The organism is Psychromicrobium silvestre (assembly GCF_013408295.1).
Taxonomy (GTDB): domain Bacteria; phylum Actinomycetota; class Actinomycetes; order Actinomycetales; family Micrococcaceae; genus Renibacterium; species Renibacterium silvestre.
On record NZ_JACBYQ010000001.1, the window covers coordinates 538,786 to 551,786 of the forward strand.

At 58.7% G+C, this 13,001-nt stretch carries 11 protein-coding genes; 10 read left to right on the forward strand and 1 reads right to left on the reverse strand.

Annotation, left to right across the window (positions count from 1 at the left end; translation table 11 throughout):
• Positions 1–20 precede the first annotated feature (20 nt).
• Complete coding sequence (locus tag FHU41_RS02590) at positions 21–203, forward strand: YegP family protein (protein WP_179388081.1); 183 nt, start codon at positions 21–23, stop codon at positions 201–203.
• A 67-nt stretch (positions 204–270) separates the two neighbouring features.
• Here the strand turns inward: FHU41_RS02590 and asnB are convergent, their stop codons facing one another.
• Positions 271–2,937 carry an asparagine synthase (glutamine-hydrolyzing) gene (gene asnB, locus FHU41_RS02595; RefSeq protein WP_179388082.1) on the reverse strand — a complete coding sequence of 889 codons (2,667 nt, stop codon included), beginning with the start codon at positions 2,935–2,937 and terminating at the stop codon, positions 271–273.
• Positions 2,938–3,035: 98 nt separating this feature from the next.
• On the opposite strand from asnB, the gene pdxT reads away from it, so the two are divergent.
• The 9 genes from pdxT to FHU41_RS02640 all read left to right on the forward strand — a co-directional run bounded on the left by pdxT (position 3,036) and on the right by FHU41_RS02640 (position 12,984).
• Positions 3,036–3,683 carry a pyridoxal 5'-phosphate synthase glutaminase subunit PdxT gene (pdxT, locus tag FHU41_RS02600; protein WP_343046227.1) on the forward strand — a complete coding sequence of 216 codons (648 nt, stop codon included), beginning with the start codon at positions 3,036–3,038 and terminating at the stop codon, positions 3,681–3,683.
• Positions 3,684–3,711: 28 nt separating this feature from the next.
• On the forward strand, positions 3,712–4,467 hold the full coding sequence (locus FHU41_RS02605; RefSeq protein ID WP_179388083.1) for a YebC/PmpR family DNA-binding transcriptional regulator: 756 nt from the start codon (positions 3,712–3,714) through the stop codon (positions 4,465–4,467).
• 26 nt (positions 4,468–4,493) lie between these two features.
• Positions 4,494–5,084 (forward strand): crossover junction endodeoxyribonuclease RuvC, encoded by a 591-nt coding sequence (gene ruvC, locus FHU41_RS02610; RefSeq protein ID WP_179389089.1) that lies wholly within the window; start codon positions 4,494–4,496, stop codon positions 5,082–5,084.
• A gap of 129 nt (positions 5,085–5,213) precedes the next feature.
• Complete coding sequence (gene ruvA, locus FHU41_RS02615; protein ID WP_179388084.1) at positions 5,214–5,876, forward strand: Holliday junction branch migration protein RuvA; 663 nt, start codon at positions 5,214–5,216, stop codon at positions 5,874–5,876.
• Complete coding sequence (gene ruvB, locus FHU41_RS02620) at positions 5,869–6,987, forward strand: Holliday junction branch migration DNA helicase RuvB (protein WP_179388085.1); 1,119 nt, start codon at positions 5,869–5,871, stop codon at positions 6,985–6,987. The genes ruvA and ruvB overlap by 8 nt, the downstream gene beginning before the upstream one ends.
• A gap of 132 nt (positions 6,988–7,119) precedes the next feature.
• Positions 7,120–7,533 (forward strand): preprotein translocase subunit YajC, encoded by a 414-nt coding sequence (gene yajC / locus FHU41_RS02625; protein ID WP_179388086.1) that lies wholly within the window; start codon positions 7,120–7,122, stop codon positions 7,531–7,533.
• A 103-nt stretch (positions 7,534–7,636) separates the two neighbouring features.
• Positions 7,637–9,427 (forward strand): protein translocase subunit SecD, encoded by a 1,791-nt coding sequence (gene secD / locus FHU41_RS02630; RefSeq protein WP_179388087.1) that lies wholly within the window; start codon positions 7,637–7,639, stop codon positions 9,425–9,427.
• The gene (gene secF / locus FHU41_RS02635; RefSeq protein ID WP_179388088.1) at positions 9,427–10,467 is read left to right on the forward strand and encodes a protein translocase subunit SecF; all 1,041 of its coding nucleotides are present in this window, start codon (positions 9,427–9,429) and stop codon (positions 10,465–10,467) included. The genes secD and secF overlap by 1 nt, the downstream gene beginning before the upstream one ends.
• A gap of 141 nt (positions 10,468–10,608) precedes the next feature.
• Complete coding sequence (locus tag FHU41_RS02640) at positions 10,609–12,984, forward strand: RelA/SpoT family protein (RefSeq protein WP_425503228.1); 2,376 nt, start codon at positions 10,609–10,611, stop codon at positions 12,982–12,984.
• The last annotated feature ends 17 nt before the right edge of the window (positions 12,985–13,001 follow it).

Below are 13,001 nucleotides of genomic sequence, written 5' to 3' on the forward strand. Positions count from 1 at the left end.
CGAACAGAAAAGGGAATGTTATGGCAGGAAAATTCGAACTATACGAAGACAAGTCCGGCGACTTCCGGTTTCGCCTCAAAGCGGGTAACGGTGAAGTGATTGCGACTTCCCAAGGCTATAAGAGTAAAGCTAGCGCCCTGAACGGCATTGAATCGGTGCGCAAAAACGCCGACGCGGCCGTGGTTGAGGTAGAAAATTCCTGACCATTAACCACGACGGCGGTCCGGTACAGCAATGCTGCTGCCGGGCCGCCGTCGTTCTTAGAAGGATTTAGCTTTGTAGGAAGACCAGAGACATTGGAGTGGTCTCGGTGGTCTGCCCTTGCGGATTGTCCTTGAAGATCCCCTCCAGAACGCTCTTGCTGAGACCGGTGTCATGTCCTAGAGCCACTACGCCGAGGTCATTGGCATCCATAATCGCGGTGCCACCGAAGTTCTTTGCCAGTTCCTCGGGCAACATGGCGCGTACCTTGGCACTCAGCCGGCGGGCCACGCCGTCGGGATCCTTGGGTGCGTACTTGACCGAGTGCGTTGAGGTACCCACCTGGTACCCGGCTGCGCCGTCAATGGCGTTGATATTGTGACCAACCACCTCGTAGAAAACCCCGGACTTGCCCTGCAACTTGCCCAGCACGCTACGCGCGGAGGCGTAGGCAATACGAGGCAGTCCCACCTCATCGATGGCTAACTGCATTGACCAGGGGCTAGCCAGGCCGATGCCTCCAGGATTGCGGGTGACGAACTTGGAGAAGAACCGGGCGGCATTGGAAACCTTGATATCCCAGACCGGAATGGACCGTCCCTGAGTCATAGCCACGATTTTTTCGGAGATGAACAGGTACCAAGGGGTTCCGGCGGTGGCCTGCTGATGTTCCTGATCGGCTTGGGGAAGGCCATCAACAAAACGCTTCACATAACCCAGCAACGCCGGATCCAGATCGGTTTCCTTGTAGAAAACCTCGGTGCGGATGGGGTAACGCCGATAGGTCTTACCATCCTCAGCAAGGGTGATGTTCAGTTCCTTATCGGCATTCGGGGCGTAATCGCTCTTCCCCTCGATTCCAGCCTTGACCTCCGGCTCATCGAAGAATTCACGCAGCCAGAGTTCGGTGTTGAGCAGCCGCCAGAAAACCATCGTGTTCGGCGAAGACTTACCGCTCAGGTACTCCTCAAAGGCGTAGATGACGGCGTCCTGATTCCAGTACGGCCGAGCCTCGAAGGAAGAGGAGAGGAAGATCTCGTAGAGCTTCTCCTTCATGTGCACGAACCACTCGGCCTCGGGAGTGGTGAAACCGATCTTGTTCCGCCGATTGCTGATCATGGAGGGCAGCATGCCGCGGGTGGCATCGCGCAGCACTCGCTTATTCCAGCCGCCCTTGATAATTGATTCATCGCTCAGGCTAAACAGGTATTTGACCACTTCCTTATCCAGGAAAGGTACCCGCCCCTCCAAGGAGAAGCGCATGGTGTTCTTGTCCTCATAACGCAGCACCGAGGGCAAGGACTTGTGGAAGAGATCATCGATCAGACGAAGCTTGAGGTTGTCCGGCACATTGCTGAACCGCTCATCCTTGTACTTCGAAGTGAATGACTTCTGCAGCAAGCTGGAGATGCTCAAGGTCTTTTTAGCGCTAAGCCGGCCGAAGATCTGGAATCGAGCCAGGCGGAACAGAATATCGGTGCTGGAGAGCATCTCCTTGGCCAGCTTGCTGTACTCGCCGTGCTTCCTCAGCTGGCGCAGATAGGCCAGGTAATAAGGAATGTAACCGGCCATCATCTCATCGGCGCCCTGACCGTCCAGCAGCACGGTGACATGCTTGGAAGCCTCCCGCATCACCTGATACTGGGCGTAGGGGCCGGAAGAGATGATGGGCTCCTCCTGCGTGCGCACAAAGTCCATCAGATCTGCTTCAAACTCCGCGGGCTTAGGCAAGATCTTATGGCTGGTGACATTGCCCTGGCACAGGTCCAGCACGGCGTCGGCGTACTTTTCCTCGTCGTTGATCGAGTTCGGGAAGACCGCCGAGAAGGTCTGCTGGCTGCCGCCCAACGAATCGGTGGCGGCAGCGTTCTCCTGCATCAACTTATTGATGGTGACCACCACGGCGGAGGAATCCAGTCCACCCGAAAGCGCGGTTCCTACCGGCACTTCGGACTGAAGGCGGAGCCTAACGCCCTCGGTGAAGCGCTGACGGTATTCGTCAATGACTTCCTTCGAATAAGGAGTGCCGATCTTGGACAGCTCCTTGAGTTCCTCCGGAAGTCGGGTGAACATACTCACCTGGTGGATACCGGTACTGGTATCCACCACCAGCTTTTCTCCGGGCATCAACTTGTCGATGCCCTCGAAGAAGGTCTCGGCTTCCTCATCGTGGATGCGGAATTGCAGGTAGCGGTAAAGGATCCGCTCGTTAATCTTCCGCTCCAGCTTTCCGGTGGCCAGCAGCGGCTTGATTTCCGATCCGAAGAGCAAAGTTGGCTGTTCTTTAGTTCCCGCTGTGGCGAAGTAAAGCGGCTTGATGCCGAAATGGTCGCGGGCCAGCACAAGCTTGCCCTTTTTGACGTCGTGGATGGCCAGGCCGAACATGCCATTGAATTTGTCGAAGGCCTCTTCGCCCCACTCCTCGTAGGACTGCAGCACCACTTCGGTATCCGAATTGGTCAAGAAGGTGCGGCCTAGAGCTTCGAGCTCGGCGCGCAGTTCCAGGTAGTTATAAGTTTCGCCGTTATAGACCAGAACAGTCTGGCCGTCCTGGCTGATCATCGGCTCCTGGCCATGGGCGACGTCGATAATCGCCAGTCGGCGGTGCGCAAAACCGATCTGGTCCTTGGTGTAGAACCCCTCACCATCGGGGCCGCGATGGGCGATGGTGTCGCTCATCGCCTTAAGCATTGCCTCGTCCGCACCATAGCCGAAGTACCCGGCGATTCCACACATAAGCTCTACCTCACAGATAAGAAAGTCCAGCCTCAATCGTACTGGTGCGGTGGGCGATTCCTGCTCAGGCAGGGCCGGGCGCAGAGTATGCTTGCCGGGTGAAAGTGAGCGAGAACCTGATCGGTGTACTGGCCCTACAAGGCGATGTGCATGAGCATATCCGCGCAATCGAGGCTTGCGGGGAGACCGCAGTGCCGATTCGCAGGGCGGCTGAGCTGGCGGGTCTTGCGGGTCTGATCCTGCCCGGTGGCGAGTCCACCACAATGGACAAACTGATCCGTTCCTTCGGCTTGGCGGAGCCGTTGAAGGAATTCATCGCTTCGGGTCAGCCGGTCTACGGGTCCTGCGCCGGGATGATTTTACTGGCGGATCGAATTGTTGATCCGGCAACCGATCTTGGTGGGCAACCGCAGCAAACCCTGGGCGGCTTGGATATTGCGGTGCGGCGCAATGCTTTCGGACGGCAGCGTGATTCCTTTGAAACGGAGTTGACGTTTTCAGGTTTAAGCGATCCGGAGCGTCCGATGCACGCCGTTTTCATCCGAGCTCCTTGGGTGGAATCAGCCGGTGCCGGGGTGCAGCGGCTGGCCACGGTTAGAATCGAAGGAGCAGATCGCGCCGTCGCGGTTCGTTCGGGCAATCTGCTGGCTACCTCCTTCCACCCGGAAGTGACCGGCCAGCGGGGTGTTCCGTCAGAACTGCGGGTGCACGAGTTATTTATTCGGATGATCAAGCAAGAAGCTTGAGTAGCAGGCAGAGGAAGAAGAGCAGAGTATGTCCGGTCACTCCAAGTGGGCTACCACCAAGCACAAGAAGGCCGTTATCGATGGCCGGCGCGCAAAGTCGTTTGCCAAGCTGATCAAGAACATCGAAGTGGCTGCGCGCGTCGGCGGCCCCGATCTGGCAGGCAACCCTGCCCTGGAATTGGCAGTCACCAAGGCGAAGAAGACTTCGGTGCCGAACGACAATATCGACCGGGCAATTAAGCGTGGCTCCGGCCAGCTCGGCGAGGCGGTGGACTATCAGACCATCATGTACGAAGGTTACGGCCCGCAAGGCACCGCGATTCTGATTGAGTGCCTTACCGATAATAAGAACCGAGCGGCCTCCGAGGTACGTCTTGTGGTGGGCCGCAACGGCGGCAATATGGCTGATCCTGGCTCTGTTGCCTATATGTTCACCCGCAAGGGCATCGTCTCGCTGCCGAAGAACGGCTTGAGCGAAGACGATTTGCTGATGGCCGTGCTCGACGCCGGTGCCGAGGAAGTCAAGGTCGACGGTGAGAACTTCGAGGTGATCTCGGAACCTCAGGACCTGCCTGCTATCCGCAGCGCATTGAACGAGGCCGGAATCGAATACGAGAACGATGAAGCTGGCTTTGTGCCGTCCATGCAGGTTGAGCTCGATGTGGAGCACGCGAAGAAATTCGTCCGGCTTTACGATGCGCTTGAGGATCTGGATGACGTGCAGAACATCTACTCGAATGCGGATATGAGCGCCGAAGTCATGGCGCAGCTGGAAGAAGACTAAATGAACCCGAGCGGAGGGGGAGGGCGCTGCGCGTCCTAGGTGTTGACCCCGGACTGACCCGTTGCGGGCTGGGTGTGGTTGACGTCGCCGCTAATCGTTCCGCCACCATGGTCGCCGTGGATGTGGTCGGTAGCAGCGCCTCGATGGCTTTACCACAGCGACTGCTGCTGATCTCCACCGCAATTGAGGACTGGCTGGATCGCTATAAGCCAGATGTCTTGGCGGTGGAACGGGTTTTTTCGCAGACCAACGTCTCCACTGTGATGGGGGTGGCACAGGTTTCTGGCATCGTGATGGCTGCCGCCGCCCGCCGCGGTGTCGCCGTTGCGCTACACACCCCCAGTGAGGTCAAAGCTGCGGTGACAGGTAGCGGCAGGGCGGATAAAACCGCGGTGACCAAGATGGTGACCAAGATTCTTAGGCTCCAGGAAGAGCCCAAGCCTGCCGATGCCGCGGACGCGCTGGCTCTAGCCATCACCCACGCCTGGCGCAGCGGGCCGGGCAGCCTTACCGCGGAGGACGGCGGTCAGCAACTTACGCCGGCCCGCAAACTTTGGCTCGAAGCCGAGGCGAAAGCCCGAAAGAACGCGGAGAAGGCCAAACAACAGTGGCGCTGAGCGTATTCTTCTGCGCGCGGCTCGGATTGGGATCGCTAGTTGTGGCGTGGCGCTTGTCATGAACCACACGGTAGGCGCTAACCTATTCGTAGATATGTTCGGATAGTTTCTTCTCAAAGGCGAAGCGCAATGATTAGTTTTCTTCGCGGCCCGGTGGCCCAACTCGGCCTCTCCAGCGCTGTTATCGACGTTGGCGGTATGGGCATGCTGGTGCAGGCCACTCCGAAGACCCTGGGCACGCTGCGCTTGGGACAGGAAGCCACCGTGACAACTTCGATGATCGTCCGCGAGGACTCGATGACGCTCTACGGCTTTGCCAATCTGGACGAACGCGAAGTTTTCGAGATCCTGCTGACCGTCAGCGGCATCGGACCTAGACTTGCCCTCGCCGTGCTTGCGGTTTTGGAACCCGAGGCTATTAGGGTGGCGGCCTCTAGCGGCGATGGCAAGACCTTCACCAAGGTTCCCGGCGTGGGCCCCAAGGTTGCCGGCCGGATTGTGCTCGAACTGGCAAATAAGTTGATACCGCGCGGCACTTCAGGCGATTCGGCACCCGCCGCCGGAGAGCAGGGCTGGAAACCTCAGGTGGTAGCGGCCATGATCAGCTTGGGCTGGAGCGAGAAGGACGCCCTTAGCAGCATCGATAAGGCGACCGAAGGGGAGCCGGAGCTATTGGCGGAGGGGAATGTCGCGGCGATTTTGCGAAGCACCCTACGCTGGCTGGGCCAAGATGGGGCGCGTCGCGCTGCGGGTGCACCTGCTAGCCGATCCAAGCTGAGCGCGAATGTCTGAACACAATGCCGTTGATGAGGACGGGCGCACCTTAGTTTCCGCCGCGGGGGAGCCCGAGGAGCGGGCGCTGGAGGCTGCGCTCCGGCCGAAGAATCTAGACGATTTTGTCGGTCAGAAACGGGTCCGCAGGCAGCTTTCCCTGGTCTTAGAGGCCTCCCGAATGCGTTCCAGCAGTGCCGATCACGTGCTGCTCTCCGGACCGCCAGGACTGGGTAAAACCACGCTGGCAATGATTATCGCGGCCGAGATGAACGCTCCTTTGCGGATCAGCTCCGGGCCAGCCATTCAGCACGCAGGCGATCTAGCCGCAATCTTGTCCTCGCTAACCGAAGGGGAAGTGCTCTTCCTGGACGAGATCCACCGGATGTCTAGGCCTGCCGAAGAGATGCTCTATATGGCTATGGAGGATTTCCGGGTGGACATTGTGGTGGGCAAAGGAGCCGGTGCCACCGCTATTCCGCTTGAGCTGCCACCTTTTACCTTGGTCGGGGCGACCACCAGGGCGGGCTTGCTTCCCGGTCCCTTGCGGGATCGGTTCGGTTTCACCGGGCACCTAGAGTTCTATTCTGTTGAGGAGCTGGAACTGGTATTGCGTCGCTCCGCCGGGCTCCTCGACCTCAAACTATCTAGTGCGGGCTTCTCCGAGATCGCCAGTCGTTCCAGGGGCACTCCTCGAATCGCCAACCGACTGCTGCGCCGGGTGCGTGACTGGGCCTTGGTGCACGGTCTGGATCGGATTGAAGCTTCCAGCGCCTCTGCGGCCTTAGAGATGTACGAAATCGATGCCCGCGGCTTGGACCGACTGGATCGGTCCGTTCTGCAGGCTTTGATCGGCAAGTTCAATGGCGGCCCGGTAGGGCTTTCTACCTTAGCCATCGCGGTGGGCGAAGAGATGGAAACAGTGGAGACCGTGGCGGAGCCATTCCTGGTCCGAGAAGGGCTGTTGGGCCGGACTCCACGGGGCCGGATCGCTATGCCTGCGGCCTGGCAGCATCTCGGAGTGCCGATGCCGGAAGGTATGTCTGTGGTGGATATGCCAGCCCTCTTCGACACCTTGGAAGAGCCCTCAGAGGAAGCGGAATCCGGTCAAGATTGGTTTACCGGACGCTGAGTTGAACTCAGCTTGCGGCGAATGCAGAGAAATCCTTGAAAAACTGCTCTAGACTGGTATGACGCTCGGCACATCCACGGCGTGGATGTGTGCCCATAATTCCTAGAACGGATTTTTGCTGTGGATATTACGATGGTGCTTCTTTTCGCCGTCTTTGCTGTTTTCATTGGTTTCACTTTCTGGCGGCAGCGTAAGCAGCAGAAGACTCAGCAGGAACAGCAAGCCAAACTGGGACCCGGCGTCGAGGTGATGACCAGCTTCGGTCTCTTCGGCACCGTGCACTCGGTGGACGAGGTTGATAACAAGATCGTCCTGGAACTCTCTCCCGGAAATCTCGCCACCGTACACCGGCAGGCTGTTACCAAGATCCTGACCCCAGCCGAAGCCGCTTCCGAGGAAACCCCGGTGGTACCGGATGATGCTTCCTCGCTGACCGGCCCACTGCCGGAAGCGTCGGCTTCGCAGGACAGCATGAACCATCCCTTGAACGAGACCGCCGAGGAAACCTTGGCCCGGTTGAACAAAGAAAACGACAAGGACAAGTAGCCTTTGTCCATAGTGCGACCGTCCAGGCTTCCGAGCTTGGACGGCGTTGCTATGTTGAACCGGCTTTATCCCTAAGCACGCAAGAAGGAACCGAGAAACTCTTATGGCACGAAAAGGCCCCGCATCACAAGGCCGCAGGGTGATCCTGTGGCTCGGTGCCCTCATTGTGGTCCTGGTGCTGCTGCTTGGCGGCGGCGCCATGTTCGGCGGCGCTAGCTGGGCACCCAAACTGGCCCTCGACCTGGAGGGTGGAACGCAGATGATCCTTGCCCCCAAGGTTGAAGGCGGCGCCACCATCACCGATGAGCAAATGCAGCAAGCGGTATCGATCATCCGCCAGCGTGTGGACGGTTCCGGTGTTTCGGAATCCCAGATCAACACCCAGAGCGGCAATAACGTCGTGGTGAGCATGCCGGGCACGCCGACCAGTGAGCAGCGAGACCTGATCAAAGCCTCGGCAGCGATGAGCTTCCGGCCGGTGATTACCTCGGCTGCCGGTACGGCTACGCCCAAGGCTCAGCTGACCCCGGAGGCCCAGATTCCGAAGCCGACGGCGGCTCCGACGAATGCCAGCGATCCCAATAACGTCACGCCGGATATTTACAAACTCTTTGAGAGCTACTCTTGCGTTCCCCCGGTATCCAATCCGATTGAGAACGCCGATCCGAAGAAGGCCACGGTGGCTTGTGAGCCGGGCACTGGGCAGAAGTACATTCTGGGTCCGGTCGAGGTCTTGGGTAAGGACATCTCCTCCGCTAGCTACGGTCTACAGCAAACCGCTCAGGGTGGCAGCACCAATAAGTGGGCTGTGAACTTAGAATTCAATGGGGAGGGAACCACAGCCTTCCGCAATGTGACCACCCGGCTCAACGGCTACTACCTGACCAATCAGAGCGATCCCAAGGCTCAATTCGCCATTGTCTTGGACGGTCAAGTCATCTCGGCTCCGTCCTCGCAGGCTGTGATTACCGACGGTAAATCGCAGATCACCGGCAGTTTTACCGAGGCCAGCGCGAAGTCACTCTCGGACAAGCTTAAATTCGGTGCACTACCGATTAGCTTCACCATTCAGAGCGAACAGCAGGTCTCAGCTACCCTGGGCACTCAACAGCTTGAGATGGGTTTGTTGGCCGGTGCCATCGGCTTGCTGCTCGTGGTGATCTACTCACTCTTCCAGTACCGGATGCTGGGTCTGGTCACCGTGGCTTCCCTCGTGGTTGCTGGGGTACTGACCTATCTGGCCATTGCGCTGCTGGGTTGGGGAATGGGCTACCGGCTCTCCTTGGCAGGCGTCGCGGGTTTGATTGTGGCGATCGGTCAGACAGCGGACTCCTTCATCGTTTACTTTGAGCGCATTAGGGACGAACTGCGTGAGGGTCGTAGCCTGGCCACTGCGGTAGCCAATGGTTGGCAGCGGGCCAAGCGCACCGTGCTGGCCTCCAAGGCAGTAAACCTGCTGGCCGCCGTCGTACTGTACTTCGTTGCAGTCGGTAACGTGCAGGGCTTCGCGTTCACCCTGGGTCTGACCGCGATTGCGGACTTGATCGTGGTCTTTATGTTCACTCATCCCATGTTGCAGATGCTTTCCACCCGGAAGTTCTTCAGCGAGGGGCACCGCTTCTCCGGGCTCTCTCCGGATCGACTCGGAGCCATCCCGATGTACCGTGGAGCCGGGCGCTTACGCACCCCGGAAGATCGTCCTTCGGTGGCCAAGGGCACCCTGAAAGCTAAGAACGCCGGCGCCGCAGCCGAAGCGGAGCGACGGCAAACGATCGCTGAGCGGAAGCTCGTGGAAAAACTCGCCTCGGGCGATAAAGCGGCCGGAAGCGCTGCTGCTGAAGGCAAAGACTCAGCCAGCAAGACCTCGGTCAGTGCAGCAAAGGACAACGACTAATGGCTAAGTTCACGAACTTCTCAACCTTTGGTAACGAGCTTTACACCGGAAAGCGGTCCTACGATTTCATCGGACGACGCCGGATCTGGTTCATTATCGCTGCAGTCTTGGTGATCGGTTCGATTCTTGTTCCGGTGATCAAGGGTGGCTTCAACCTGGGCATCGATTTCCGCGGCGGCAGTGAATTCACCGTCTCCAAGGTCAAGGACACCAGCACCACTATTGGTGAGCAGGCTGTAGCGGCTGCTACCGGCGGCAAAGTTGCCCGAGTCGCGAATGTGGCCGGGGACAGCATGCAGGTTCAGACCGACACTCTCAGTGACGATCAGACGCTGAAAGTCAAAGAGGCGCTGGTCAAGGCTTATGGAGTCTCCGAAGGGGACGTCACCTCAACCTTCGTTGGCCCAACCTGGGGTGCCGATGTGACCAAGCAAGCCTTGATCGGTTTGGTAGTTTTTGTGGTGCTGGCCACGGTGCTAATGGCGCTGTATTTCCGCACTTGGAAGATGTCGCTAGCCGCGATTATCGGCATGCTCTTTGTACAAATCACCACGGCCGGAATCTATGCGGTTACCGATGTGGAAGTAACTCCTTCCGCCATCATTGGCTTCCTGACCATTCTCAGCTACTCGCTGTATGACATTGTGGTGGTCTTTGACAAGATACGGGAGAACACCTCAGATATCAGGACCTCCAGCCGGCGCAGCTTCGGCTCCGAGGTCAATCTCGCGGTGAACCAGACCTTGGTACGTTCGATCAACACCTCGATGGTCGCCCTGCTTCCGGTGGCCTCGATTCTGTTCATCGGCAGCTTCCTGCTGGGTGCTGGAACCCTGCGTGATCTATCTCTGTCGCTGTTCATCGGCATTATCGTCGGCGCGCTGACCACGATCTTTATCGCAGCCCCGCTTTATGCTCTGTTCCGGCAGAATGAGCCGGAGCTGCTTAAGCAAGCCGATCGCGTCCAGGCGCGGATCGCTGCGCAAAGCAAGGAAGAATCCGAGTCCGGGAGTGTTGAAGCAGTCGAAGCCAAAGCTTAGTCATTAGCAGATGGTGGCCGGTACCCGAGGGTACCGGCCACCATCTGCTTCTGGCGGGCATAGACTGGATGGATCGAATGTTGAAATAGGGTAGGTTTCTAGTTCTTTAAAAGTTCTGAAGGCGGCCAGGGAGGGGGCACCGTGGAAGAGAATGTGCTGGCGACTTCGGCAGAGCATGCCGAGCAGGGCGCTAACCCCGCTAAGGATCCCGGCAGTGTTGAGACACCCGGGCAGCGAACTGTTGTGCCCGGCATCGCCCCCGGTCGTCGTGAACGTACTCGATCCCGGCTGGCTCGGCTCACCGGGCGCGGAACTGTCCAGCATTCACCGATCCTTGAGCCGTTGCTTCGCGTGGTGCGGTCCAATAATCCACGTGAGGACTTTGAGCTCATCCAGCGCGCGTATCAGGTGGCGGAACGCAGCCACGAGGGGCAGAAACGTAAGAGCGGCGATCCGTACATTACGCATCCGGTCGCGGTGGCCACGATCCTGGCCGAACTGGGCATGTCTGGTACCACGCTGGCCGCCGCGCTGCTCCACGATACCGTTGAAGACACCCCCTACACGCTCGATCAGTTGAAAGCCGATTTTGGTCCGGAGGTGGCCATGCTGGTCGACGGCGTGACCAAGCTGGACAAGGTGACTTTCGGTGAGGCTGCGCAGTCCGAGACGGTCCGCAAAATGGTCGTGGCAATGGCTAAGGACATCCGAGTATTGGTCATTAAGCTGGCCGACCGCCTGCATAATGCGCGGACCTGGCGTTACGTTTCGCCCGAGTCTTCCTCCCGTAAGGCCCGGGAAACCCTGGAGATCTTTGCCCCGTTGGCACACCGGCTGGGTATGAACACGATCAAATGGGAGCTTGAGGATCTCTCCTTTGCCGCGCTCTACCCCAAGGTCTATGAAGAGATCGTCCGGATGGTTGAGGACCGCACACCGGAGCGGGAAAAGAGCCTGACAGCAGTCCGCTCGCAAATCAGCGAAGATCTGCGTGTGGCCAGGATCAAGGCAACGATCACCGGACGCCCCAAGCATTATTACTCGATCTATCAGAAGATGATCGTTCGAGACAAAGACTTCGACGACATTAATGATCTGATCGCGGTGCGCGTTCTGGTCGATTCTGTCCGCGACTGTTACGCAGCCCTCGGAGCCATGCACGCCCGTTGGAGCCCCCTGCCCGGGCGCTTCAAGGACTATATTGCGATGCCGAAATTCAATATGTACCAATCGCTGCATACCACCGTGATTGGCCCGGGCGGTAAGCCGGTGGAAATCCAGATCCGTACCCACGAAATGCATCAGCGGGCAGAGTACGGTGTGGCCGCGCACTGGAAGTACAAGAGCCAGGCGGGCGGCAAATCGGTTCCGCCCGGCGAGACCAGGGACAGCGATTTGGGCTGGCTTCGCACCCTAGTGGACTGGCAACAGGAAACCAAGGACCCGGGGGAGTTCCTTGATTCGCTGCGTTTCGAGATTAACGCTCAAGAGGTTTTCGTCTTCACCCCCAAGGGCGATGTGATGGCTCTGCCAGCCGGTTCAACCCCGGTTGACTTTGCCTATGCTGTGCACACCGAGGTGGGGCACCGGACCATCGGCGCCAGGGTGAACGGCAAATTGGTGCCGCTCAATAGCGAGCTGAACCATGGCGATTGGGTAGAGGTTTTCACCTCAAAGGCCGAGGGAGCCGGGCCCAGCCAGGACTGGCAGAACTTCGTCAAGAGCCCGCGGGCGCGGAATAAGATCCGCCAGTGGTTCAGTAAGGAACGCCGCGAAGAGGCGGTGGACAAGGGTAAGGAATTGCTCACCCGGGCGATGCGTAAGCAAAACCTGCCGCTGCAACGGATGATGACGCATGAGGCTCTGCTCGGCGTGGCCGAGGAACTGCGTTATCCGGATATCTCTTCTCTCTACGCTGCGGTGGGGGATAGTCATGTCTCGGCCGCCTCGGTGGTGGAGAAGCTCGTCGATTCACTGGGCGGGCACCGGACCGAAGAAGAGGAGATTGAGAGTATCTCGCTTCCGGCGGTGCACGCTCCCCGGCCGCGGAGCTCCGATTCGGGCGTGACGGTGCGTGGCGTGGGCGATGTGCTGGTGAAACTAGCCCGATGTTGCACTCCCGTTCCACCGGATTCAATTATCGGCTTCGTCACCCGAGGTTCCGGGGTCTCGGTACATCGCAGCGATTGCCGCAATGTGGTGGAACTGCGCGATCAACCGGATCGCATCGTCGAGGTGGAGTGGGCGCCGACTCAATCGAGTGTCTTCTTGGTGGAGATTCAGGTGGAAGCCTTGGACCGGAAGAGCCTGCTATCCGATGTGACCAGGGTGCTTTCGGAGAACCACGTGAATATTCTTTCGGCCACCGTGCAGACCTCCAGCGACCGCCTGGCCATCTCCCGCTTCGCCTTTGAAATGGGCGATCCTAAGTACCTGAACCATATTCTCAGCGCGGTCCGTCGTATCGACGGTGTCTTCGACGTCTATCGGACCACCGGAAGCCAACGCCGCAGCTAAGCCGCCAGGAGCCCTAG